The sequence below is a fragment of the Neisseria yangbaofengii genome (genome assembly GCF_014898075.1).
Classification (GTDB): Bacteria; Pseudomonadota; Gammaproteobacteria; order Burkholderiales; family Neisseriaceae; genus Neisseria; species Neisseria yangbaofengii.
In genome coordinates, this window is the sequence record NZ_CP062976.1 from 1,870,177 (window position 1) to 1,893,161 (window position 22,985).

Genomic DNA, 22,985 nt, shown 5'->3' on the forward strand with positions numbered 1-22,985 from the left:
TTTTCAAATATGGAATAGGCCGTCTGAAACCTTAATTACGTTTCAGACGGCCTTTCTCAATCAAACCAAATTATTCGGCCAACAACTTTTTCCAGCGCGCCGCTTGGAAGCGCACTTGCTCCGGCGCGGTACCGCCCAAGTGGTTGCGGGCGTTTAAGCTGCCTTCCGGCGTGAGCACTCCGTATACATCTTCGGCCACCAAATCGGAAAAGCCTTGCAATACGTCCAGCGGCAAGTCGCTCAAATCCACACCTTTTTCGTCGGCATGGCGCACGGCTTGCGCCACCACTTCATGCGAATCGCGGAACGGCATGCCTTTTTTCACCAAATAGTCGGCCAAATCGGTGGCAGTGGCAAAACCCTGCATCACGGCGGCACGCATGTTTTCCGGTTTCACGGTTACGCCCCGCATCATGTCGGCATAAATGCGCAAGGTGTCAATCAAGGTATCGGCCGTATCAAACAGCGGTTCTTTGTCTTCCTGATTATCTTTGTTATACGCCAGCGGCTGCGATTTCATCAGCATAATCAAGCCCGTCAGATGGCCGATCACACGGCCGGATTTACCGCGCACCAACTCCGGCACATCCGGATTTTTCTTCTGCGGCATAATACTTGAGCCGGTGCAGAAGCGGTCGGCAATGTCGATAAAGCCGAAACGCGGGCTCATCCACAAAATCAATTCTTCGCTCAAGCGGCTCAAATGAATCATCACCAAGGAAGCAGCGGCGGTGAATTCGATGGCAAAATCGCGGTCGGACACGGCATCGAGCGAGTTTTGGCAGATTTGTTCAAAACCCAATAATTCAGCGGTGATTTCACGCTGAATCGGATAAGTAGTACCGGCCAGCGCCGCCGCACCCAAAGGCATACGGTTGACGCGTTTACGGCAATCGGTCATGCGTTCGAAGTCCCGTCCGAGCATTTCGACATAAGCCAGCATGTGGTGACCGAAGCTCACCGGCTGGGCAACCTGCAAATGGGTAAAACCGGGCATAACCGCTTCGGCATTGGCTTCGGCCAATTCCACCAAGGCCGTCTGAAGGTCTTTAATCAGGGTTTGGATATCGGTGATTTGGTCGCGCAACCACAAGCGGATATCAGTGGCCACTTGGTCGTTGCGGCTGCGGCCGGTGTGCAGCCGTTTGCCGGCATCGCCGATTTTGTCGGTCAGGCGGCGCTCGATGTTCATGTGCACATCTTCCAAATCCAGCGACCATTCCGCTTTTCCGGCTTCGATTTCTGCTATAATCTCAACCATACCTTGTCGGATGGCGGATAAATCATCGGCACTCAATACCCCGCTTTGCTGCAGCATTCGCGCGTGTGCCAAAGAGCCTTGAATATCCCACTTGGCCAGCCGCGTATCGAAGCCGATCGAACCGGTGTATTTTTTCACTAATTCGGATACCGGCTCGTTAAAACGGCCCGACCAGGTTTTATCATTACTCATTACACTGTTCCTCAGATATAAAACAAAAAGTTAACCGAAAAAATCAGGTTAACATTATAAAAAACGAAAACGGCTAAGGTTTCACACATGTCCATTATACGTCAATTATCTCAGAAAATATCTCGGACTTTCGCCGTGCCTGATTTGCGCAATTCGGCTGCGGTGGTGCGTCTGCTGATTATTGTGATTTCATCATTGTTGATTTTTCCTCTGATTACCGGCTCATCGCTCAGCTATACGGAGGAAATCCACCGCCATCTGTTGTGGGTGGCGCCGGTTTTTTTTCTGATTTTGCTGAAAGCCTTTTTTGTTAACAGCTTCTTGCCATCGTTCCGGCAATCCAAATATGCGTTTTTTATTTCTTATTTCATCAATTTAATTGTTTTTCTATTTGTTGATTTAGTCATTTTAAAAAATTTCAAACATTTAGATACTTTTATCCAACATTTCTGCCTGTTTAACATTTTCGTGCTCGGCTTTATGTTCACCGAAGCTTCGCGTCTCAACAGCTTGGCACCGTCGGTTTCCGAAGCCCGCTTGAGCGCACTTACTGCCCGCATTCGCCCGCATTTTCTGTTTAACAGCCTTAATGCCGCCATCAGCTTAATCCGCCTGCGTCCGTATGATGCCGAGGTGTTGCTGGAAAATCTGGCCAATTTGTTCCGCGCCCAATTACGTGACGGCAGCCAAAGCAGCACGCTAGGACAGGAAATCGAATGGGCGCAGGAATATATCGCCATTGAACAAATCCGCATGGGGCATGTACGCGTGCAAGTGATGTGGCAGCACCAAGCGCCTGACGATGCAGAAACACCGCATCTTCTGCTGCAGCCCCTATTGGAAAACGCGGTCTTTCACGGCATCGAATCTACCCACCGGCCGGGCATGATCACGGTATTGACCAAGCTGAATAAATCGTCGATTTATATCCGTATTGAAAATCCTTACGCCCCCTCCGACAGCGGTGAAAACCTCAAGCCGCGCAAAAGCAACTCAATGGCGCTACGCAATCTGAAAGAGCGCTTGGCCTTGATGTACGACAACGATGCCAAAATCCAAAGCCGCGAGCTGGACGGCATATTCCGCGTCGATATCCGCCTGCCTTACCGCAAGAAAACATCTGACGTCAACCGTTTGTTTGGCGGTTAATACCGTTTAAATAAAATAAGCCGCCTGAAGCTGTTCAGACGGCTTTTTGATTGAGTATACTGATTTTCAGACGGTTTTTTTACCCATAAGGCCGTCTGAAAATCTTACTCGATATTCTGCACCTGCTCGCGCATTTGCTCGATTAACACTTTCAATTCCACCGAAGCCTGTGTGCTTTCGGCGGCGATGGCTTTGCTGCCCAAGGTATTGGCTTCGCGGTTGAGTTCTTGCATCAGGAAATCCAAGCGCTTGCCGGCGCTGCCTTTGCTTTCGGTCACAATGCGGCGCACTTCGCCGATATGGGTGCGCAGGCGGCTGAATTCTTCATCGACATCGGATTTTTGAATAAACAGGGCAAATTCTTGCTGCAGACGGTCGTTGTCGATATTGGCCACGGCCTCGGACAAGCGTGTGCGCACTTTTTCCATGTGCGCTTCCAGCAGGCTTGGGAACAATTCGCTCAAGGCATCGACAATGCCTTCCATTTTTTCCAAACGATCGAGCAGATGGCCGGCCAGTTTTTTACCTTCGCGTTTGCGGGCGGCGGCAAACTCTTTTAATGCCTGTTTCAACAAATCCTGCACGGTTTGCGCAAAAGCTTCCGGGTCTTCGCTTTGGCTGGCCAACACACCCGGAAACTTCAAAATATCGGCCACGGTCAGCTTGCCCAAACCGTCAAACTTATCGCGCCATTGTTTGTTCAAAGCCGCCAACTGTGCGACCAAATCCTGATTCACTTCCAAGCCTTGCGTACTTTGGACGATGTCTTGAATTTGAATCCGGCATTCCAATTTACCGCGCACAGCTTCGGCGGCGATTTGCTCGCGCAAAGCACCTTCCAAGTGGCGCAAATCATCAGGCATGCGGAACTGCACATCCAAATAGCGGTGGTTCACCGCGCGGATTTCCAAGTTAATGCGTTTGCTGCCGCATTCACCGGCGGCATTGGCAAAGCCGGTCATACTGCGAATGGTCATGGTTTTACTCCGTTTCTGCATTACGAGTGAAAGTAGTTTCAATATACCATAGCGACTAAGCGGATGATAGGCCGTCTGAAAGTCTAACGCCCCTGAAGCTGCTATAATCGCCCTGTATTTTCATTAAGGAATGTTTCATGAGCCACACTATCCGCACTGCCCGCGCCGCCGACAGCCTGCGCCCAATCAGCATTACCGCAGATTTCCTGCCGCACGCCGACGGCTCGGCACTGATTTGTTTCGGCAATACCAAAGTCATCTGCACCGCTTCGATTGATGAAAACGTACCGCCGTTTCTGCGGGGGAAAGGTCAGGGCTGGGTTACGGCGGAATACGGTATGCTGCCCGCCTCCACCGCTTCCCGCATGAAACGTGAAGCCGCAGCGGGCAAACAGTCCGGCCGTACGCAGGAAATCCAGCGTTTAATCGGCCGCTCGCTGCGTGCCGTGGTCGATATGGAAAAACTGGGCGAACGCCAGATTCTGATTGACTGCGATGTGATTCAGGCCGACGGCGGCACCCGCACTGCTTCGATTACCGGCGCATTTATTGCCTTACAAATGGCGGTGGACAAGCTGTTTTCAGACGGCCTCATCAGTGAAAACCCAATTCGGGAAGCCGTGGCCGCCGTATCTGTGGGCGTGGTCGGCGGCGAAGCGCTGCTGGATTTGGATTATCCCGAAGATTCCGGCTGCGACAGCGATGTCAATATCGTGATGACCGCCTCGGGCAAAATCATTGAAATCCAAGGCACGGCGGAAGGTGCACCGTTCAGCGTCGAAGAGCTGGGCAAACTGATTGCGTTGGGTCAGAAAGGCATTGCCGAATTGGTGCAGCACCAGCAGGCGGCGTTGTCCGAACGTCTGCCGAGCGTTCGATAATGGCTTGGTTTGATACGCTGTTTGCCCAATATCAAGGCGTTTCCGCTCCGTTGATTGTATTGGAACTGGTCGCCGTGATTTTCGGCATGGTCAGCGTGGTTTTGGTCGGCAAAGGCCGCCTCGCCTCCTTCCCCGTCGGCATCGTCAGCACCGCCGGTTTTGTCTGGCTGCTGTGGGTGTACAGCCTTTACGGCGATATGCTGATTAACGCCTATTACACCGTGTTGAGCATTTACGGCTGGACGCAGTGGTCGCAGCAGCAGGCGCAGCGGACGGTATTTGCCGTTTCGCCGTTTACCCGCAAAGACGCTAAAATCTGCGCCGGATTGAGCCTGTTCAGCCTGCTGTTTGTCGGCGCAGTGTATTGGTTCAAACCTTATCTGCAAAACGGTTTCAGCTTCACCGGCGTGGAATTGGGCTGGGCGCAGTTTGTGTGGACGGACTACACCGACATCTTCACCACCGCCCTGTTTCTGGTCGCCATGTGGCTGATGGCAGAACGCAAAATCGAGCATTGGCTGGTGTGGATTGTTGCCGATGCCGTATCCGTCCCCCTTTATTATCACAAAGGCCTGCTGTTCAGCGCCTTGCAGTATTTCTTCTTTACCCTGATTGCCCTACGCGGATACAGCCAATGGAAAACCTACTTGCACAATCAGGCGGCAACGCCGTCCGCATCGCCGTAGTCGGCCCCGAATCCACCGGCAAAACCACCCTCTGCCAAGCCCTCGCCCGCCATTTCGACAGCCAATGGGTGCCGGAATACATGCGCCGCTACTGTCAGCAAAAATGGGACGAACAACGCCAAAGCTGCGATTGGGACGACATTTTACCCATCGCCCTCGGCCAAATCGCAGAAGAAAACCGGCTGGCGCAACAAACCGATCATTTTCTGTTTTGCGACACCTGCATGATTGAGTTGGCAGTATATTCCCGGCTCTACCACGGCAAATGCCTGCCCGAAATCCAAGCCGCCGCCCTCAGCCACCGCTACGGCATAATTTTCCTTACCGATATTGATGTGCCGTGGGTCGCCGACGACCTGCGCGACAAACCCAACGAGCGGGAACATGTTTTCCAATGTTTCCAAACCTTTCTCGACAGCCACCGCATTCCCTACATCCTGCTGCAAGGCAAACACCGACAACGCATGGCCACCGCCCTCGCCGCCCTGCAACAGTTGTCCTGAAACCAAACAAGGCCGTCTGAAAAATAAGTTTATGCAAAATAAAAACCAATTTTCAGACGGCCTGTTTTGTCAACAATCCGTCTGATTACAAGCCTCTGCCGATATAGTGGAATAACCCCAAAGCAATACAAGGCGGCAAGCCGCAGACAGTATGAGTAATACGGCAAGGCGAAGCCAACGCTGTAGTGCTTTGAGGTTATTCCACTATAATTCCGTTTCACGGCTTGAACTTTGTGTAAAAACTGGTAATAATACAGCAAGATTTTTTTTACCCGAGCAGCCTCGGCTGCCGTTTGCGAACCTGAAACAGAAAGCACGAAACATGGCATTAATCGTACAAAAATATGGCGGCACCTCGGTCGGTTCCGCCGAACGCATTAAAAATGTCGCCAAACGTGTTGCCAAAGCCCGTGCCGAAGGGCACGATGTCGTGGTAGTGGTTTCCGCCATGAGCGGCGAAACCAACCGCTTGGTAGCGCTGGCGCACGAAATGCAAGACACGCCCGACCCACGCGAGTTAGATGTCGTATTGTCCACCGGCGAACAAGTTACTATCGGTTTGCTGGCCATGGCATTGAAAAACATCGGCGTACCGGCAAAAAGCTACACCGGCTGGCAAGTTGCCCTGCACACCGACACCGCCCACACCAAAGCCCGCATCGAAAGCATCGACGATGAAAAAATGCGTGCCGATTTAGCCGAAGGCAAAGTCGTGATTGTTGCCGGTTTCCAAGGCATCAGCAGCGAAGGCAATATCTCCACGCTTGGCCGGGGCGGTTCGGATACTTCCGCCGTGGCGCTGGCAGCGGCGCTGAAAGCCGACGAATGCCAGATTTACACCGACGTGGACGGCGTTTATACCACCGACCCCAGGGTCGTGCCGGAAGCATGCCGTCTGAATACGATTACATTTGAAGAAATGCTGGAACTGGCCAGCCTCGGTTCGAAAGTTTTGCAAATCCGCTCCGTTGAATTCGCCGGCAAATACAAAGTACGCCTGCGCGTATTGAGCAGCCTGCAAGATGGCGGCAACGGCACCTTAATTACCTTTGAAGAGGACGACAACATGGAAAGAGCTGCCGTAACCGGTATCGCCACCGACAAAAACCAAGCCCGCATCAACGTGCGCGGGGTACCTGACAAACCGGGCGTGGCCTACCAAATCTTGGGCGCGGTGGCCGATGCCAACATCGAAGTCGACATGATTATCCAAAATGTCGGCTCGGAGGGCACTACCGACTTCTCGTTTACCGTTCCGCGCGGCGATTACAAAGCCACACTGAGCCTGCTGAACAACTTGAAGGACAGCATCGGCGCTGCGGATATCGATGGCGACGACACCGTATGCAAAGTTTCCGTGGTGGGTATGGGCATGCGTTCGCACGTCGGCGTAGCTGCGAAAATCTTCCGCACTTTGGCTGAAGAAAGCATCAATATTCAAATGATTTCGACTTCCGAAATCAAAGTATCGGTATTGATTGACGAAAAATACATGGAACTGGCTACCCGCGTTTTACATAAAGCCTTTGAATTGGAAAAATAATTTTTTCTGATAAAATGATAGGCCGTCTGAAAACTTGGTTTTCAGACGGCCTTATATATTGCACTCCACGCAAGGGGTGTAAATCTCCGTTAATACCCATTGGCAAGTTTAACCGACTTTCAATAGGTCTGAACTATCACTTTGTCATTACACCATTACACCACAAACGGAAACAAAGCCGATTGCCTATATTTGCCGTGTATTCGTTGAGTACCGACTGCTCACGAAACCGGAAATTCCCCTGTTTTAAGCCACACGGCCAACAATCCGCTTTTGACGCCGCCGATTTATACGGCAAATTACCGTATCCGCTCCGATGCCGGAGGTGCGGGCGTGAACCGTTACGCGAAGCGCGCTTCCTTGTCTAAAGAGTAACAACTGCATTGAGACTGAAAACCCGATTCAAAACAATAAAAAAGAAATGCCGGTTGGTTATGAGAAATTCTTACCAGACGGCATGAAATCCGAATTTAACGCGTTTTCAACATCTCACAAAAAATCATCAACCGCTTTGGAAATGAACGTACGTCAATTTATTGAAACATTCGGCCTTTTAGTTGAATGTTCGGTTTCAAACTAGCTAGATGAAAAAGACTGCGGCCTTTGTGAAACTCAGATTCCGCCAATCAAATCCATTCCCGCGCTCACAAAAATATCCAAGGCCGTCTGAAAGCATTCGCCTTTCAGACGGCCTGTCTACCCTATTTCATCAATACCAACCGCGCGCCTTCATGGCTTTTTCAATGCGGCGGATACTCATCATATACGAAGCGGTGCGCAAATCGACGCTGTATTCCTGCGCCAAATTCCAAATGTCTTGGAATGCGCGGCGCAACACCACGGTTTGCTTTTGCTGCACTTCGTTAAATTCCCAGTAATAGCCTTGCAGGTTTTGCACCCACTCGAAATACGACACTACCACGCCGCCGCAGTTGGCCAGAATATCCGGCACCACCAATACGCCGTTGGCCTGCAAAATCACGTCCGCTTCCGGTGTGGTCGGGCCGTTGGCGCCTTCCACCACGATTTTGGCTTTCACATCACCGGCGTTTTCAGACGTGATTTGATTCTCCAGCGCACACGGTGCCAACACGTCCACATCCAAAGCCAGCAATTCGGCATTGGTGATTTCCTTGCCGTAGCCCGCTTCATTGGTGATGAAACCGTTGGTTTGATATTCTTTCAAAACCGCTTCCATGTCGATGCCGTTTTCATTGTAGATGGCTACGTCCACCGTCGAAATCGCCACCACTTTCGCACCGGCTTCATGCGCATACAAACCGGTATGGTAGCCGACGTTACCGAAACCTTGAATCGCGTAAGTTGCGCCTTTTACGTCTTTGCCGATTTTTTCCAAAGCTTGAACCGCAGCAAAATTCACGCCGTAGCCGGTGGCTTCATTACGCGCCAACGAGCCGCCGAAATCAACCGGTTTGCCGGTAAATACGCCCGGCGCAGAATGTTTCACAATATTTTCGTATTCATCCACCATCCACGACATCACTTTGCCGTTGGTGTTCACATCCGGTGCCGGAATATCGATTTTCTCACCAATCAGCGGCGCAATGGCGTTGGCGTAGCCACGGGCAATGCGTTCCAATTCGGCTTCGGAATAATCTTTCGGATCGAGCGTAATACCGCCTTTGCCGCCGCCATAAGGCAAACCGGCCACGCAGCATTTAAACGTCATCCAAGTGGATAATGCTTTTACTTCATCCATGCTGACGTTCGGATGGAAGCGGATACCGCCTTTGTAAGGGCCGACGGCATTGTTGTGTTGCGAGCGGTAACCGGTAAAGGTTTTCACCGTGCCGTTATCCAGCTTCACCGGAAAGGTCACTTCCAATACGCGCAACGGGTTTTTCAAAATTTCATACACTGCCGGCTCCGTATTCAAACGGTCGCAGGCAGCTTTGACTTGTTTTTGGGCAATTTCAAAAGAATTCAGTGTTTCTTTTGCAGCATTCGACATCAATAAGTCCTTTCACAAAGGTTCGTTAAGACAAGTGTCATGCATACCACTATATCAAATTTTGGCGCTTTGTTTAAATAAAATATTTTAAAATCAATGTAGTAAATTTACTTTGTCAACATTATTGGAGTAATAAAACCAAAATAAATTTTCAATAAATTTTTTTAGAACCGTATTTGATTGAATTTTAAACATTCCTTGTCAAAACACAGGCCGTCTGAATATTCAAAGCACCGTTTTAACAGAAAAATTTTTTTAATTTATACAGAAATAAAAAACCGGTAATCTAGCTATAAATATGCCTGAAAATGCCCCCGACCCTTTTCAGACGGCCTATTTCAGGTAAAATCACTTTACCGAACACAAACCTTGGAGAAGCTGATGACCACACCCACCATCGAACACGTTCAAGCGGTAGTCTTTGATTTAGACGGCACCCTGTGCCACTCTGCGCCCGATTTGATTGCCGCCGGCAACGCCATGCGCACTTATTTAGGCATGGACACACTGCCCGATTCGGAAATCGAAAGCTACATCGGCGACGGTATTGGCCGTTTGGTGCACCGAGTCATCACACGCGAACGCAACACCGATGCCGCACCCGAAATTTGGGAAAAAGGTTTCGTGTTTTATATGCAATATTACCGCGACCACTTGAGCGACTTCACGCGCCTTTATCCCGAAACCGAAGCCGGTTTGGGTCTCTTAAAAACCTTGGGCATTCCCTTGGCCGTCATCACCAACAAAACCGAAATTTTGGCCGTTGAATTGTTGAAACAATTGGGCATCGCCGACAATTTCAGCCTGATTCTCGGCGGCGACAGTTTGGCCGAAAAGAAACCCAGCCCGCTGCCTTTGCAACATTGCGCCGAAGTATTGGGCATCGATGTTGCCAACATGATGATGGTCGGCGATTCACACAACGACATTCTCGCCGCCAAAGCCGCCGGCTGCTTCAGCGTGGGCGTAACCTTCGGCTATGGCGACATGACTTTGCTGTCGCAAGACAAAACCACCAAACCCGATTGGCTGATTGGTTCGTTGCCGGAAATCTATGAAAACCTGCAACCGCAAAAAACCAAAGACGATGATGAAGCATAAGGCCGTCTGAAATGTACGAATCCGAAAGCGACGGCTTTATCCACTTCGGCGGCGCTGATGGCCACCAATCCAAACACCCGAGCAAACCGCAGAAATCCTTGCGGGCACGGGCGATGGATATTTTATCGCGCCAAGAAATCAGCCGTGCCGGCCTGAAACGCAAGCTCGCTCCGCATGCTGAAAGCGAAGAAGAATTGGAAAAAGTGTTGGACGAATTTGCCGAACGCAATTGGCAATCGGACGAGCGCTACGCCGAAGCCTACATCCACAGCAAAAGCCGCCAACACGGCAAATTGCGCTTGCAGCAGGCTTTGGCGCAGCAAGGCATTGACGCCGGCATCAGCCGCGAATTCATGCCTGATAAAGAAAGCGAACTGCAAACCGCGATTCAGGTTTTACGCAAAAAATTCAAGCAGCCGAGCCGTGATTTGAAAGAGAAACAAAAGCAGGTGCGCTTTCTCGCTTACCGCGGTTTCGACATGGGCACGATTCAAGCGGCCTTAAAAAGCGATTGGTCGGAAGATGACGACTTTTATTGATTCATTCCGCTTGAATCTTTTTACCAAACGGCGTACGCTTCAGCCTATGAATATTCAAAGCATGAGTTTGCATAATGACCGATAAAACCCCTTTCCCAAGCGCACACAAACTTTCCACCGAAGACGAACGCAACAATCCCGTTTACAAAGCCGGCCGCGCCGTGGTGATTTTCATGGGCATCATGTGGGCGGTTGTGGTGATTGCCGTTTTGTATTCCGTGTTTAAATTTTGGTTGAGTTAAACCGTTTCCATATCAAAAGGCCGTCTGAAACTCAATGTTTCAGACGGCCTTTTGATTCAATATTCAGCGTTTTTCCTGTTTGCGAATCAGGTAAACCGCCCAAACAGCAAAGATGATGGTTGGCAACGCACCGGCCAAAAACGGAGGTACACCGTAAAGCTGGCTGGTAAAACCAAACAAGCGGCCGGCGAAGTGAAAGGCCAAGCCTAAGCAAATGCCGCCGAACAGTTTCAAACCCATATTGCCGTGGCGCGTGGTTTGCGGCGTAAACGCATAAGCCACCAAAGCCATCACCAAAGCGGCAATCGGATACATCACTTTACGCCACCAAGCGATGGAATAGGCTTGCGTTTGCTGATGGTTGTCTTTCAAATGCGCAATGTAAGTGGTGAGTTCGGACACCGACATTTGATCGGGATCGACCAGCAATACATCCAGCAATTGGCCGTCGAGCGAAGTTTCCCAACGTTGCTCGGCTTCGGTTTTGATTTCAATACGGTCATCGTGCAGCACGCTGCGGCGCACGTTTTTCAATTGCCAGCTGCCGTCGGCATTCAATACTACCGATTCGGCTTCGCCTGCTTGTGCCAATTCGTATTGCGCGTTGTGCTGCCAAAATTTTACGCCCAGCAAAGTTTTATCGGGCAACATTTCACGCACGTTGATGATGTTGTTTTTCTCTTTCAGCCACAAGCCGGTGTCGCCGGCGGTGAGTTTGCCGTTGATGGCAGTGGTTTTCAGGTTTTCAGCGCGTTGGCTGAGCTTCGGCGCGACCCACTCTCCCAAAGCCACGGTGGCCAGAGCAAAAATCAAACCGAATTGCGCCAAAATCAGCAGTAGCTTTTTGGTACTCAAGCCGCTGGCTTTTATCACTGTCAATTCGCTGCCTGCCGCCAGTTGGCTCAAAGAAATCAAACCGCCGATTAATACTGCCAAGGGCATCAGTTCATACGCACGCGCCGGCATCTGCAGCAACACATATTGCGCCATTTTCACGCCGTCGTAGCCGCCTTTACCAAGATTGCCGACTTCGTCAATCACTTCAAAAAAGCTGTACAAAGCCAAAAATGCCAGCAAGGCATACAAAGCCATTACGGCCATTTGGCGGATAATATAACGTGAAATCAGATTCATTTTCCGCCTTTCAAACTCAAGCTTTTCGCCACGGCCTGCCAAAACGGCTGCGCTGGCATACTGCGCACGCGCAGCAACACCACGGCAATGGCAAACATCGACACATGCATCGGAATCAGACCGATGAAGAAATGGATTTTGCCGTCTTCCACTGCGTTGCGCAAAAAGGTCAGCCCGTTTTGGTAAATCAGGAATAAACCGATGGCAATCAAAATATTATAAGTATGCCCGGTGCGCGGATTGAAATACGAAAGCGGCACCGCCAACATGGTCAGCAGCAACACACTAATCGGTAAAGACAAACGCCACATCAGTTCGGCTTGGTGCTGCGGATTATCGCTGCCGATTAATTGTGCGGTCGGAATGGTACGGCGGTGGGAAACCGGATCGATGATTTTCGGCGTGGTGCTGATAATCAGGCTCAGCTTTTCAAACGACACCTGATTGTAATCGGCTTGCCCCGGTGTGCCGCTGTAGCGGTAGCCGTTGCGTAATTCCAATGTGCGTTTATTGTCGGTCAGCGCGAAATTGCCTTCTTTGGCGAATACGGTGTTGTCGTTGCCTTTGTCGTCTTGTTCGCGCAAAAACAGGTTTTTCATCACGCCCGAATCGGTGTCGAAGGTTTCAACGAAATACACGCGGTTGTTGCGCTTGCCCAAAGCGTTGAATTCGCCCGCTTCGACCAAAGAAAGCTCTTGTTTCTGCTTCAAAATTTCAGCGTATTCGCGACTGCGCAGTTCCGCCCACGGCATCACCCAAAGCTGCATCACGGCAATCAACACCGCAAACGGCACGGCAAACTGCATCACCGGTTTAATCCACTGCTTCAAGGCCAAACCGCTGGAGAGCCACACCGACATTTCGCTGTCGCGCCAATAGCGGGTCAGCACCGTCAAGGTGCTGATAAACGCCGTCAACACCAGCAACAGCGGCGTCATGCCGATAACCCAGAAGCCGACCAAAGCCAATACGGCATCAATCGCTACCCGTCCGTCGGCGGCGCGCCCGAGCAGGTTAATCGCCTGCGTCGACACCAATACCGCCAGCAGCACCACAAAAATACCGACTGCGGTAAAGGACAATTCTTTAATAAAATTTCTTTGATAAATCATATGATTGCTGTTTCAAGCCGGGCGGCATAAAGCCGGTTGGCAGGTTCTCGCCGTCTCTTTTTACAGGCCGTCTGAAACGCAATAACGCAAACGCGCAGCCTGCCGGCATTATGAAATAAGGTTTCAGACGGCCTGATGATGGAGTACAATCACCCATCTCTCTTTCACGGCGCCAAGCCGTCTGAAACATCCGAACACCCACATTCAATCAGGAGAATAAACGTGGAATTTAGCACAAAAGCCGAAAAATTGCAGCCGAATCAGGCAGGCGCAGCGTTATTTATTTGCACGGAAGAAACCCTGCTTCACAACGACACCGCCCTTGCCCTGTTCCGCTCGCTGGAAGAAGGCCAATCTTTTGCCGAAACCAAAATCCCTTCAGGCGACGGTTTGCAAGCCGTAGCCGTAGCGTATTTGAAAGATTTGGAACGTGCCACGTTCGACAAAGCCGCCGCCGAAGCCGCCAAATGGGCGCAAAAGCAAGAAAAAGTAAGCGTTGACATCATGCCGTTTTGCGAAATCGACGCCCCGCGCGTCGCCGAAGCATTTGCCGTGGCTTTCGGTAACGCCTCCTACCGTTTCGACCGCTACAAAAAAGAAGCCAAACCGGCAAAGCTGGTTCACACCATCTTTCACACCGAACATGCTGAAAAAGTCGCCGAAGCCGCGAAAGTGGCCGATGCGCAAGTGTTCGGCCAAAGCCTGTGCCGTGACTTAGGCAATGCCGCACCAAACGAATGCACGCCGGAATTTTTGGCCGCTACCGCCAAATCCGAAGCAGAACAATTGGGTGCAAACGCCAAAATCATCGAAAAAGACTATATCAAAGCCAATATGGGTTCATTTTGGTCGGTTGCCAAAGGCAGCGTGCAAGACCCTTATTTGGTCGAACTCTCTTACTTCGGCGCAGCAGACCAAGAAGCCGCGCCCATCGTGTTGGTCGGCAAAGGCATCACGTTTGATACCGGCGGCATCTCGCTGAAACCGGGCTTGAACATGGACGAAATGAAATTCGACATGTGCGGCGCGGCCACCGTCATCGGCACCTTCTGTGCAGCCGTGAAGCTGCAACTGCCGATTAACCTGATTGCCATTGTACCGACTTGCGAAAACATGCCTTCCGGCATGGCCACCAAACCGGGCGACATCGTCACCAGCATGAAAGGCTTGAGCATCGAAGTGTTGAACACCGATGCCGAAGGCCGTCTGATTTTGTGTGATGCGCTCACCTATGCCGAACAGTTCAAGCCGAAAGCCGTCATCGACGTAGCCACCCTTACCGGTGCCTGCATCATCGCCTTAGGTCACGATGTCAGCGGCGTAATGGGCAACAACCAAGAATTGGTCGACAGCCTGCTGGCTTCGTCTAAAGAAGTTAACGACAAAGCATGGCAACTGCCGCTGTTTGATACTTACAAAGAGCAGCTCAAATCCAACTTTGCCGACCTGCCGAACATCGGCACGCCGGGCGCAGGCACCATTACCGCCGCCGCATTCCTTTCGCATTTCACCGAAGATTACCCATGGGCGCATCTCGACATCGCCGGCACCGCATGGAAATCGGGCAGCGAAAAAGGCGCCACCGGCCGCCCTGTTCCCTTGCTGCTGAATTATTTACGCAATGCGAAATAAGCAGTTTTAAGTTAAATTCACCATCAAGGCCGTCTGAACAGCATTTTTTCAGACGGCCTTTTGTTATAATTCAGCACGATTCAATCTTATTCCATACCACCATGCCCAAAGCCACGTTTTACACCCATGTTGTCCACCCTGCCGTTTTTGCCTGCCGTTTGGCCGGCCGTGCCATTCGCGACGGCGGCCGGGTATTGGTTTGGTCGGATTCGGCTGACACGATTACGCGTCTTGACCGCGATTTGTGGCAGCAGGATGCGGAAAGTTTTATTCCGCATGAGATTTGGCAAATCAATGAAGCAATGCCGTCTGAAACACCGGTTTTACTGGCTACCGCAAATACCTTGCCTACGCTTGCTGCCGACATCACTGTTTTAAACCTATCGTCCGATTTTTGGTCGGACGCGCCGCAACCGCCCGAACGTGTGTTGGAAATCGTCGGCAACAGTTTGGAAGACCTGGCTGAAGCCCGCGAACGTTTCCGCGCTTACCGCCAAAGCGGCTTCAACATCGAGCATCACAAAATGGAAGGCAAGGCGTAATCGTTCAGACAGCATAGGCCGTCTGAAATCCATACGTCATCTTTACAAATCCACCGATAATTTTTCAGACGGCCTGATTCATTTTCAGGCATTCTGGGCTATAATCACGTTTTCCTTTTTCATTCAAAGAAACAGCATTATGAACAAAACTTTCAAATTCAGCGCGCTGGCTCTGGCCGCCGCCTTGTCATTGGTTGCTTGTGAGAAAAAAGATGCAGGCACCGCTCCTGCAGCGGCTTCTGCTGCTTCCGGCGCGGCAGGCAGCGTGGATGCCATCGGCACACCGGTGCAACAAGCCAGCTACGCAATGGGCGTGGATATCGGCCGTTCTTTGAAACAAATGAAAGAGCAAGGCACCGACATCGACCTGAAAGCATTCAATGAAGCCCTGCAAACCGTATATGACGGCAAAGAGCCGAAAATGAATGAAATACAGGCGCAAGAAGTGATGATGAAGTTCCTGGCCGAACAGCAGGAAAAAGCCCAAGCCAAGCGTGCGGAAGATGCTAAAACCAACTTGGAAAAAGGCGAAACCTTCCTAAAAGAAAATGCCGCTAAAGAAGGCGTGAAAACCACTGCTTCCGGCTTGCAATATGTAATGAAAAACGAAGGCACCGGCAAAAAACCGACCAAAGATGATGTAGTTACCGTCGAATACGAAGGCCGCTTGATTGACGGCACCGTGTTTGACAGCAGCAAACAAAACGGCGGCCAACCGGCAAGCTTCCCGGTTAACCAAGTGATTCCGGGCTGGCAAGAAGCCGTACAATTGTTGAAAGAAGGCGGCGAAGCAACCTTCTTTATCCCGGCCAAACTGGCTTACGGCGAACAAGGTGCAGGTGATAAAATCGGCCCGAACTCAACCTTGGTTTTCGATGTGAAATTGGTGAAAGTCGGCGGCGCAGAAGACATGCCTGACCACCCTGAAGTACAAATCGAAAAAGTCAAATAACCCTTTACGATGCCAAACAGGCCGTCTGAAAATTTTCAGACGGCCTGTTTATATAAATATCATGACCTATTTTATTAACGGTTTTCTCATTTCCGCCGGTTTGATCATGGCCATCGGCGCACAAAATGCATTAGTGCTGAAACAAGGCTTGTTGCGCCGGCATATTTGGCTGGTGGTGCTGTTGTGCTGGCTGTGCGATGTCGTGTTGATGACCTTGGGTGTTTTCGGCTTAAGCGCCTTACTTTCCGGCAGCCCAAAATTATCCGGCGCGCTGGCCTTGTCAGGCGGCTTATTTTTATTGGCTTACGGTGCCGTGAGTGCCAAACGCGCATGGCAAGGCGGCAATTATCTCACGGTAGATACCGAAAACCACCTACCTCCTTCTGCCTTTAAAATCGCTGCAACTACCTTGGCACTCACCTTACTCAACCCGCATGTGTATATCGATACCGTGGTGCTGATTGGCGGTAGCGCAGCCAATTTGGATCAAACTGCCAAACAATTTTTTTTTGGCAGGTGCCATCAGCGCATCAGGCTTGTGGTTTAGCGGATTGGGCTTCGGCTCACGACTGCTGTTGCCGCTATTCCGGCGTGAACAAGTATGGCAACTACTCGACGGCGTGATTGCCTTGGTGATGTTTTATTTGGCTGTCGGACTATTAAAGCAGGCTTTTAACATCTTTATTTGATGTTAAAAGCCGTCTGAAAAAGTTTCAGACGGCCTTTCCCATATCATTTACAATATCAACCCCAAACTTAACGCCGGTTAAATCAGGCTAAAATGCTTGTTCTCGTCTCCCGTTGGCTTTAATTTAACCCATACAGAAAGTCTATGTCATGAAAAACGTTGTTATTTTGATTTCAGGTCGCGGCAGCAATATGCAGGCCATCGTCAACGCCCAAATTCCCAATGCCCGCATCGCCGCGGTATTGAGCAACAACGAAAGTGCAGCCGGTTTGGCTTGGGCGGCGGAACGCGGCATTGCCACCGACAGCCTCAACCACAAATCATTTGAATCACGTTTGGCTTTCGACCAAGCCATGATGGCAAAAATCGATGCTTATCAGCCGGATTTGGTGGTGTTGGCCGGTTTTATGCGCATTCTCACCCCGGAGTTTTGCGCACACTACGAAGGCTGCTTGATGAACATTCATCCATCGATTCTGCCATCGTTTACCGGTTTGCACACCCATGAGCGCGCCTTGAGAGCCGGTTGCCGCGTGGCCGGCTGCACCATTCATTTTGTGACTGCCGAATTAGACTGCGGCCCGATTATCTCCCAAGGTGTGGTGCCGATTTTTGATAACGATACCGCCGATGATGTTGCCGCGCGCGTTTTGGGCATCGAGCATCAATTGTTTCCGAAAGCCGTGGCCGATTTTGTCGCAGGCCGTCTGAATATCCAAGGCAACCGCGTTTTAAACACCGACACGCAGCCGCAATCATCCGCATTGCTGGCTTAATATCAAGGAGAGAGAATGAAAAAAATCACTACCCTTACCGCTTTATTAACCGCCGCTTTGACTGCACCCGGCCTTATGGCTGCCGAATTGCCAAAATCGGCGACCTTACAATATTCAGGGAATCTCAAAATTCCGGCAACAATGAGCTTTACCCGTACGGGTAATAGCTACAAAATCGTTTCAACCATTAAAGTGCCGCTTTACCACATTCGTTTTGAATCCGGCGGTATCATTTCGGGCGATACCCTGCAACCGAAATATTATAAGGAAAGTCGTGACGGCAAGCTTTACACCGATGTCAAATTCGACGGCAACAACGTTACCTACGGCAAAGTCGGCGACAAAAAAAGCAAAACTGTTTCCGGCACCACCATGGATTTGTTTACCCTGGCATGGCAATTGGCCGCAAATGATGCCAAATTACCTACTGACTTAAGCGTAACCAACGGTAAAAAAATTTATGCGGTCAACAGCATGACCCATGCCGGTACTTCCAGCTATAAATTTGGCGGGGGCTTCACACCTGTGAGCAAATATGTGGTTCATCGTGGCGACGACACGATTAACTATTCTTTTGCTACCGAATTGAACAATATTCCGGCGCAAATCATCTATAAAGAAGACGACGGTAAATCGTACAACCTGCGCCTGACCCGTTTGATAATTGACGGAAAAACGGTTAAGCCTTAATTGAAATTCGCGTCAATACTTTGATAAACCTATCCATCAAAAAAAGGCCGTCTGAAAAAATGTTTTTTCAGACGGCCTTTTTATATTAATCCATAAGTGATGACTTATTGGTATTCAAATACAGATTAATCAAACGCTCGGTAGAGCTGTCATGTTTTTGCGGTTCACTCTCGCCGGTCAATTCCGCCAAAATGGTTTTGGCCAATTGTTTACCCAATTCCACGCCCCATTGGTCGAAGCTGTTGATACCCCAAATGGTACCTTGTACGAAAGTTTTGTGTTCATACAAAGCAATCAGGCTGCCCATATTGCGCGGGTTGACTTTATCCATCAGGATTAAGTTGGTCGGGCGGTTGCCGGAGAAGGTTTTATGCGGCACCAATTCTTCAACGCGTGCTTCATCCAAACCTTGCGCCTGCAATTCGGCTCGTGCTTCTTCAGGCGTTTTGCCGCGCATAAAGGCTTCGGCTTGGGCAAATACGTTGGCCAACAAAATTTCGTGGTGGCCGCGTAAATTGCTGCGTTTTTCCAAAGAGGCAATCAAATCAATCGGCGTGATGTGTGTGCCTTGGTGCAACAATTGGAAGAAGGCATGTTGGCCGTTGATACCGGTTTCGCCCCAAATAACCGGCGACGTTTCATGCTGCACGGTTTGGCCGTCGATCGTCACCTGTTTGCCGTTACTCTCCATATCAAGCTGTTGGATAAACTTCGGCAGACGATGCAGGTGTTGGTCATAAGGGGCGATGACATGGCTGCCGCCGCCGTAGTAGTTGATGTACCAAATGCCGATTAAGGCCAAAATCACCGGCATGTTGCGTTCCAGCGGCGTATTGTAGAAATGCTGATCCATCAAATGCGCGCCGTTGAGCATTTCGATGAAATTTTCTTCGCCCAAATACAGCATAATCGGCAAACCAATCGCCGACCACAGGCTGTAGCGACCACCTACCCAATCCCAGAATTCAAACATATTGGCGGTGTCGATACCGAATTCGGCCACGGCTTTCTTGTTGGTCGATACGGCAACAAAGTGTTTTGCCACCACACTTTCGTCACCGGCATGAGCCAAGAACCATTCGCGCGCGGTCAAGGCATTGGTCAGGGTTTCTTGGGTGGTAAAGGTTTTGGATGCAATGATAAACAGCGTGGTTTCGGGATGCACTTTTTCCAATACATCGCGCAATTGTGAGCCGTCAACGTTAGACACAAAATGCATGCGCATACGCGGATGTCCGTATTGTTTCAGCGCGGTACACATCATCAACGGCCCCAAATCCGAACCGCCGATACCGATATTCACCACATCGGTAATCACTTGATTGGTATAGCCCAGCCAGTTGCCACTGCGTACTTCATGCGCAAATTCGCCCATGCGGTGCAATACATGGTTCACTTTCGGCATCACGTCTTCGCCATCGACTACAATCGGTGAATTAGTACGGTTGCGCAAGGCAATATGCAATACGGCACGGTCTTCAGTTGAGTTGATTTTCTCACCGTGGAACATTTGTTTAATGCGCTCGGGCACACCGGCTTCGCGCGCCAAATCCAGCAATAAAGACAAGGTTTCGTCGTTGATGCGGTTTTTGGAATAATCCAACGTCAAACCGCCGACTTGCGCCCAGTAACGTTCAGCGCGTTGCGGGTCTTGCTCGAACATGGCACGCATGTGATCAGTTTTGGTTTGGTCGAAATGCTTCCATAATTTCGACCAACTTGGTAAGTCGTGAAGGTGTCTCATGATTTTTAGTCCTTATCATATTCAACGTGTTTATTGTGAATACTTCTTTTACTTTTTTGTAGTTGCAGGCTGGCCTGATCTCCCAAGCGCAAGGCCAAGCCTATGGCCAAAATGTCAATCACGGCCAATTGCAGCAGGCGTGACACCATCGGTGTGTAAAGCTCGGCGTTTTCCTGCGTAGCCACGCTCAACACACAATCGGCCAATTGCGCCAATGGCGATTCCGCACGCGTGACTGCAATCACGGCCGCACCGTTTTGCTTGGCAATACTGACTGCATCCAGCAATTCAATCGACGAGCCGGTATTCGAAATCGCCACCAGCACATCTTTATCGGTCAACACCGATGCCGCCATCAGTTGGGTGTGGGTGTCCACATAGGCGACGGTTGAAATGCCGAAACGGAAAAACTTATGCTGCGCATCCTGCGCCACAATGCCGGAATTACCGACACCGTAAAACTCAACGCGGCGGGCGTGCATCAAAATCGCAATAGCGTTTTCCAACTCTGCCTCTTTCAGGTACCGGCGCTCGCCCAATAAAGAAGCAGCTGCATTGCCCAATACCTTTTCCACGACATTGTTCATGTCGTCATCGGCATTCAATTCTTCATGCACATAAGGCATGCCTTCGTGGCCGATACTGGCTGACAACGCCAATTTGAATTCCGGCAAACCTTTATAGCCCAAACTGCGGCAGAAACGGATTACCGTCGGCTGGCTGACCGAAGCGCGCTCTGCGATTTCGGCCACCGCCGCATGCACAAACCATTTGGGTTCAGCCAAGGCAGATTCGGCGACTTTACGTTCCGCACCGGATAAACTCGGCAATGACTCACTGATTTTACTTAACATAATGGTAATCCCTCTCCTTTATCGCAATGTGACAGACTTTTTTTCTGCATTGCAAGTTATTTGCTTAACACGTTTTTCAAATGATTTTCCAAGGCCGCAGCGGCACCGGTAATGCCGGGAAATTCACTCAACACAACATACACCGGAATGGCAGCCAAATAAGCTTCAAAGCGGCCTTTGTTTTCAAAGCGGCTACGGAATGATGAATTTTTAAAATAATCCAACACTCGCGGAATAATGCCGCCGCACAAATACACACCGCCGCGCGCGCCCAACGTCAATGCAAGATTGGAGGCAACCGTACCCAACATGGCGCAGAAAATATCCAAGGTTTGGCGACACAAAGGCGATGTGCCGCTCAAGGCACGATCGGTAATTTCAGATGGCGTCAGTTTGCCTGGTTTGGCTTTTTCTTTGGCAGCCAAGGCTTCGTAAATCAGGCTCAAGCCTGCGCCGCTCAAGAAACGCTCGGCAGAAACATGGCCGTATTTGTTTTTGGCGTATTGCCAAATGGTAACTTCCATATCGTCAAATGGCGGAAAGCTAGTATGGCCGCCCTCGCCCGCCAACGCCACCCAACCGGCCGGACTGTGTACCAAGCCACTCACGCCCAAACCGGTGCCCGGGCCGATAACGGCTTTAGGCTGGTTTTCAGCCGGTGCCTGACCGCCGACCTGCACCAAATCTTTGTCTTCGGTTTGTGTGACAGCCAAGGCCTGCGCGGTAAAGTCGTTCAGGAAAATCAGGGTTTCCAAACCTAATGCCTGACGGGTGGTTTCAATGGAAAACGCCCAATGGTGGTTGGTCATCTGCACCCAATCACCGACAATCGGATTGGCAATCGCCACCGCCGCATGGGCAACATTCGGTTGACCGGTCAAGCGCAGGTATTCGCGCGCGGCATCAACGATGGTGTCGTAATCCTTACACGGCAACACATGCGCTTGCTCGATTTGTTGAGGCCCGGCTTCCAATGCAAAGCGGGCATTGGTGCCGCCGATATCGGCGACTAAACGTGGGTAATCAGTTGGTATAGAAGACATGGCAATCCACTCTTTCGTTATTCAAAATCAGGCTGATTGGGTATTCGGTAGTTGGTTCTTCCGCCGCTTTGTCAAACACGGCTTTTTTATCTGTACCCTGAATCGCAAGAAAGACGTGCAGCGTATTCAAAATCGCGTCCAAAGTCATACTCACGCGCTCATGTGGTGCGGTGACCGGCGTGGTATGAATCAAGGTCAGGTTGTTTTCCAGGTTAATCGCTTCCGGCAATTGCGGCGCTTGCGGGAACAACGAAGCCGTATGGCCGTCACCGCCCATGCCCAACACCAGCACATCGGGATGCTTGTATTGCTTCAAAGCGTAGTCCACCACAGTTTGCGGTTGTAATTCAATTTCAGTTTTACCGTCTTCCACCATCGGAATCCACTGCGCTGCTGCAGCTTTGTTTTGCAGCAAATATTCGCGCACCAAACGGGTGTTGCTGTCGGGATGATTGGTCGGCACAATACGCTCGTCCGCCAAGCCGACGCTCACATTGGCCCAATCCAAGTCTTTTTGCGACAAGGCTTCAAAAAAAACAATCGGCGAACGACCGCCGGATACTGCCAACACGGCATTGCCTTTTTCATTCAGGGCATTTTGCAATTCGATCGCCACCGCATCCGCTTGTGCGCGGGCAGCCACTGCTGCGTTTTCGTATTCGTGCCAAGTAAACATCGTGCGTTCCTTTCGTTTTTCAGACGGCCTTCAAATAAACAGGCCGTCTGAAACATTAAGTGAATTCTTGATCGAATCAAGACGGGTATGACACTT

General features: G+C 50.6%; 24 protein-coding genes and 1 pseudogene. 16 read left to right on the top strand and 9 right to left on the bottom strand.

What is annotated here, in order from left to right:
* Positions 1 to 70: 70 nt before the first annotated feature.
* The gene (gene argH / locus H4O27_RS09110; RefSeq protein WP_165008244.1) at positions 71 to 1,453 is read right to left on the bottom strand and encodes an argininosuccinate lyase; all 1,383 of its coding nucleotides are present in this window, start codon (positions 1,451 to 1,453) and stop codon (positions 71 to 73) included.
* Between the two features lie 87 nt (positions 1,454 to 1,540).
* Here argH and H4O27_RS09115 point away from each other — a divergent pair, with 87 nt between their 5' ends.
* On the top strand, positions 1,541 to 2,602 hold the full coding sequence (locus H4O27_RS09115; protein ID WP_165008246.1) for a sensor histidine kinase: 1,062 nt from the start codon (positions 1,541 to 1,543) through the stop codon (positions 2,600 to 2,602).
* Positions 2,603 to 2,706: 104 nt separating this feature from the next.
* Here the strand turns inward: H4O27_RS09115 and H4O27_RS09120 are convergent, their stop codons facing one another.
* Positions 2,707 to 3,579 (bottom strand): YicC/YloC family endoribonuclease, encoded by an 873-nt coding sequence (locus tag H4O27_RS09120; protein ID WP_226883390.1) that lies wholly within the window; start codon positions 3,577 to 3,579, stop codon positions 2,707 to 2,709.
* A gap of 137 nt (positions 3,580 to 3,716) precedes the next feature.
* On the opposite strand from H4O27_RS09120, the gene rph reads away from it, so the two are divergent.
* The 5 genes and pseudogenes from rph to H4O27_RS13185 form a co-directional block, all read left to right on the top strand.
* The gene (gene rph, locus H4O27_RS09125; RefSeq protein ID WP_165008248.1) at positions 3,717 to 4,460 is read left to right on the top strand and encodes a ribonuclease PH; all 744 of its coding nucleotides are present in this window, start codon (positions 3,717 to 3,719) and stop codon (positions 4,458 to 4,460) included.
* Entirely contained in the window at positions 4,460 to 5,146 is a 687-nt protein-coding gene (gene pnuC / locus H4O27_RS09130) for a nicotinamide riboside transporter PnuC (RefSeq protein ID WP_206224746.1), read from the top strand. Before rph ends, pnuC begins: the two co-directional genes overlap by 1 nt.
* Positions 5,095 to 5,649 (top strand): AAA family ATPase, encoded by a 555-nt coding sequence (locus H4O27_RS09135; protein ID WP_165008250.1) that lies wholly within the window; start codon positions 5,095 to 5,097, stop codon positions 5,647 to 5,649. Before pnuC ends, H4O27_RS09135 begins: the two co-directional genes overlap by 52 nt.
* Positions 5,650 to 5,971: 322 nt before the next feature.
* Complete coding sequence (locus tag H4O27_RS09140) at positions 5,972 to 7,192, top strand: aspartate kinase (protein ID WP_165008252.1); 1,221 nt, start codon at positions 5,972 to 5,974, stop codon at positions 7,190 to 7,192.
* 382 nt (positions 7,193 to 7,574) lie between these two features.
* Positions 7,575 to 7,745 (top strand): annotated as a pseudogene (locus H4O27_RS13185) (rolling circle replication-associated protein); the annotation flags it as partial.
* A gap of 156 nt (positions 7,746 to 7,901) precedes the next feature.
* On the opposite strand, the gene H4O27_RS09145 reads toward H4O27_RS13185, so the two are convergent.
* Positions 7,902 to 9,164, bottom strand: a complete 1,263-nt coding sequence (locus H4O27_RS09145) for a Glu/Leu/Phe/Val family dehydrogenase (protein WP_193004249.1) — start codon at positions 9,162 to 9,164, stop codon at positions 7,902 to 7,904.
* A 381-nt stretch (positions 9,165 to 9,545) separates the two neighbouring features.
* On the opposite strand from H4O27_RS09145, the gene H4O27_RS09150 reads away from it, so the two are divergent.
* The 3 genes from H4O27_RS09150 (at position 9,546) to H4O27_RS09160 (ending at position 11,046) form a co-directional block, all read left to right on the top strand.
* Positions 9,546 to 10,265 (top strand): phosphoglycolate phosphatase, encoded by a 720-nt coding sequence (locus tag H4O27_RS09150; RefSeq protein WP_165008256.1) that lies wholly within the window; start codon positions 9,546 to 9,548, stop codon positions 10,263 to 10,265.
* A gap of 11 nt (positions 10,266 to 10,276) precedes the next feature.
* Positions 10,277 to 10,804 (top strand): recombination regulator RecX, encoded by a 528-nt coding sequence (gene recX, locus H4O27_RS09155; RefSeq protein ID WP_165008258.1) that lies wholly within the window; start codon positions 10,277 to 10,279, stop codon positions 10,802 to 10,804.
* A 74-nt stretch (positions 10,805 to 10,878) separates the two neighbouring features.
* Positions 10,879 to 11,046 carry a hypothetical protein gene (locus H4O27_RS09160; protein ID WP_165008260.1) on the top strand — a complete coding sequence of 56 codons (168 nt, stop codon included), beginning with the start codon at positions 10,879 to 10,881 and terminating at the stop codon, positions 11,044 to 11,046.
* A gap of 63 nt (positions 11,047 to 11,109) precedes the next feature.
* Here H4O27_RS09160 and lptG read toward each other — a convergent pair whose 3' ends face one another.
* A complete protein-coding gene (gene lptG / locus H4O27_RS09165; RefSeq protein ID WP_165008262.1) occupies positions 11,110 to 12,180 on the bottom strand; it encodes an LPS export ABC transporter permease LptG in 1,071 nt (356 codons plus the stop codon).
* The gene (gene lptF, locus H4O27_RS09170; RefSeq protein WP_165008264.1) at positions 12,177 to 13,292 is read right to left on the bottom strand and encodes an LPS export ABC transporter permease LptF; all 1,116 of its coding nucleotides are present in this window, start codon (positions 13,290 to 13,292) and stop codon (positions 12,177 to 12,179) included. The genes lptG and lptF overlap by 4 nt, the downstream gene beginning before the upstream one ends.
* 222 nt (positions 13,293 to 13,514) lie before the next feature.
* Between lptF and H4O27_RS09175 the strand changes: the two genes are divergently transcribed.
* The 7 genes from H4O27_RS09175 to H4O27_RS09200 all read left to right on the top strand — a co-directional run bounded on the left by H4O27_RS09175 (position 13,515) and on the right by H4O27_RS09200 (position 18,572).
* Positions 13,515 to 14,924, top strand: coding sequence for a leucyl aminopeptidase (locus H4O27_RS09175; protein ID WP_165008266.1), 1,410 nt, complete (start codon positions 13,515 to 13,517; stop codon positions 14,922 to 14,924).
* Between the two features lie 101 nt (positions 14,925 to 15,025).
* Positions 15,026 to 15,466 (top strand): DNA polymerase III subunit chi, encoded by a 441-nt coding sequence (locus tag H4O27_RS09180; protein ID WP_165008269.1) that lies wholly within the window; start codon positions 15,026 to 15,028, stop codon positions 15,464 to 15,466.
* Between the two features lie 139 nt (positions 15,467 to 15,605).
* A complete protein-coding gene (gene bamJ / locus H4O27_RS09185) occupies positions 15,606 to 16,418 on the top strand; it encodes a BamJ family beta-barrel-assembly machinery protein (RefSeq protein ID WP_165008271.1) in 813 nt (270 codons plus the stop codon).
* A gap of 61 nt (positions 16,419 to 16,479) precedes the next feature.
* The gene (locus H4O27_RS09190; RefSeq protein WP_255525167.1) at positions 16,480 to 16,965 is read left to right on the top strand and encodes a LysE/ArgO family amino acid transporter; all 486 of its coding nucleotides are present in this window, start codon (positions 16,480 to 16,482) and stop codon (positions 16,963 to 16,965) included.
* Positions 16,928 to 17,107, top strand: a complete 180-nt coding sequence (locus tag H4O27_RS13395; protein WP_255525168.1) for a LysE family transporter — start codon at positions 16,928 to 16,930, stop codon at positions 17,105 to 17,107. The genes H4O27_RS09190 and H4O27_RS13395 overlap by 38 nt, the downstream gene beginning before the upstream one ends.
* A 148-nt stretch (positions 17,108 to 17,255) precedes the next feature.
* The gene (purN, locus tag H4O27_RS09195; protein WP_165008273.1) at positions 17,256 to 17,882 is read left to right on the top strand and encodes a phosphoribosylglycinamide formyltransferase; all 627 of its coding nucleotides are present in this window, start codon (positions 17,256 to 17,258) and stop codon (positions 17,880 to 17,882) included.
* A gap of 15 nt (positions 17,883 to 17,897) precedes the next feature.
* Positions 17,898 to 18,572 carry a DUF3108 domain-containing protein gene (locus tag H4O27_RS09200; RefSeq protein WP_165008275.1) on the top strand — a complete coding sequence of 225 codons (675 nt, stop codon included), beginning with the start codon at positions 17,898 to 17,900 and terminating at the stop codon, positions 18,570 to 18,572.
* Positions 18,573 to 18,657: 85 nt separating this feature from the next.
* On the opposite strand, the gene pgi is transcribed toward H4O27_RS09200, so the two are convergent.
* Genes pgi through pgl form a run of 4 tightly spaced genes read right to left on the bottom strand, consistent with a single transcriptional unit; the run spans position 18,658 to position 22,889 of the window.
* Positions 18,658 to 20,316: a glucose-6-phosphate isomerase gene (gene pgi / locus H4O27_RS09205; RefSeq protein WP_165008276.1), complete on the bottom strand. Its 1,659-nt coding sequence runs from the start codon at positions 20,314 to 20,316 to the stop codon at positions 18,658 to 18,660.
* Between the two features lie 5 nt (positions 20,317 to 20,321).
* Positions 20,322 to 21,170 carry an SIS domain-containing protein gene (locus H4O27_RS09210; protein WP_165008278.1) on the bottom strand — a complete coding sequence of 283 codons (849 nt, stop codon included), beginning with the start codon at positions 21,168 to 21,170 and terminating at the stop codon, positions 20,322 to 20,324.
* A gap of 56 nt (positions 21,171 to 21,226) precedes the next feature.
* The gene (locus H4O27_RS09215; RefSeq protein ID WP_165008280.1) at positions 21,227 to 22,213 is read right to left on the bottom strand and encodes a glucokinase; all 987 of its coding nucleotides are present in this window, start codon (positions 22,211 to 22,213) and stop codon (positions 21,227 to 21,229) included.
* Positions 22,194 to 22,889 (bottom strand): 6-phosphogluconolactonase, encoded by a 696-nt coding sequence (pgl, locus tag H4O27_RS09220; RefSeq protein WP_165008282.1) that lies wholly within the window; start codon positions 22,887 to 22,889, stop codon positions 22,194 to 22,196. The genes H4O27_RS09215 and pgl overlap by 20 nt, the downstream gene beginning before the upstream one ends.
* Positions 22,890 to 22,985: the final 96 nt, after the last annotated feature.

Excerpts from the sequence above, each read along its gene's own strand:
- argH (WP_165008244.1), bottom strand. The coding sequence starts at position 1,453 with ATGAGTAATGATAAAACCTGGTCGGGCCGTTTTAACGAGCCGGTATCC.
- H4O27_RS09115 (WP_165008246.1), top strand. The coding sequence starts at position 1,541 with ATGTCCATTATACGTCAATTATCTCAGAAAATATCTCGGACTTTCGCC.
- H4O27_RS09120 (WP_226883390.1), bottom strand. The coding sequence starts at position 3,579 with ATGACCATTCGCAGTATGACCGGCTTTGCCAATGCCGCCGGTGAATGC.
- rph (WP_165008248.1), top strand. The coding sequence starts at position 3,717 with ATGAGCCACACTATCCGCACTGCCCGCGCCGCCGACAGCCTGCGCCCA.
- pnuC (WP_206224746.1), top strand. The coding sequence starts at position 4,460 with ATGGCTTGGTTTGATACGCTGTTTGCCCAATATCAAGGCGTTTCCGCT.
- H4O27_RS09135 (WP_165008250.1), top strand. The coding sequence starts at position 5,095 with ATGGAAAACCTACTTGCACAATCAGGCGGCAACGCCGTCCGCATCGCC.
- H4O27_RS09140 (WP_165008252.1), top strand. The coding sequence starts at position 5,972 with ATGGCATTAATCGTACAAAAATATGGCGGCACCTCGGTCGGTTCCGCC.
- H4O27_RS09145 (WP_193004249.1), bottom strand. The coding sequence starts at position 9,164 with ATGTCGAATGCTGCAAAAGAAACACTGAATTCTTTTGAAATTGCCCAA.
- H4O27_RS09150 (WP_165008256.1), top strand. The coding sequence starts at position 9,546 with ATGACCACACCCACCATCGAACACGTTCAAGCGGTAGTCTTTGATTTA.
- recX (WP_165008258.1), top strand. The coding sequence starts at position 10,277 with ATGTACGAATCCGAAAGCGACGGCTTTATCCACTTCGGCGGCGCTGAT.
- H4O27_RS09160 (WP_165008260.1), top strand. The coding sequence starts at position 10,879 with ATGACCGATAAAACCCCTTTCCCAAGCGCACACAAACTTTCCACCGAA.
- lptG (WP_165008262.1), bottom strand. The coding sequence starts at position 12,180 with ATGAATCTGATTTCACGTTATATTATCCGCCAAATGGCCGTAATGGCT.
- lptF (WP_165008264.1), bottom strand. The coding sequence starts at position 13,292 with ATGATTTATCAAAGAAATTTTATTAAAGAATTGTCCTTTACCGCAGTC.
- H4O27_RS09180 (WP_165008269.1), top strand. The coding sequence starts at position 15,026 with ATGCCCAAAGCCACGTTTTACACCCATGTTGTCCACCCTGCCGTTTTT.
- bamJ (WP_165008271.1), top strand. The coding sequence starts at position 15,606 with ATGAACAAAACTTTCAAATTCAGCGCGCTGGCTCTGGCCGCCGCCTTG.
- H4O27_RS09190 (WP_255525167.1), top strand. The coding sequence starts at position 16,480 with ATGACCTATTTTATTAACGGTTTTCTCATTTCCGCCGGTTTGATCATG.
- purN (WP_165008273.1), top strand. The coding sequence starts at position 17,256 with ATGAAAAACGTTGTTATTTTGATTTCAGGTCGCGGCAGCAATATGCAG.
- H4O27_RS09200 (WP_165008275.1), top strand. The coding sequence starts at position 17,898 with ATGAAAAAAATCACTACCCTTACCGCTTTATTAACCGCCGCTTTGACT.
- pgi (WP_165008276.1), bottom strand. The coding sequence starts at position 20,316 with ATGAGACACCTTCACGACTTACCAAGTTGGTCGAAATTATGGAAGCAT.
- H4O27_RS09210 (WP_165008278.1), bottom strand. The coding sequence starts at position 21,170 with ATGTTAAGTAAAATCAGTGAGTCATTGCCGAGTTTATCCGGTGCGGAA.
- H4O27_RS09215 (WP_165008280.1), bottom strand. The coding sequence starts at position 22,213 with ATGTCTTCTATACCAACTGATTACCCACGTTTAGTCGCCGATATCGGC.
- pgl (WP_165008282.1), bottom strand. The coding sequence starts at position 22,889 with ATGTTTACTTGGCACGAATACGAAAACGCAGCAGTGGCTGCCCGCGCA.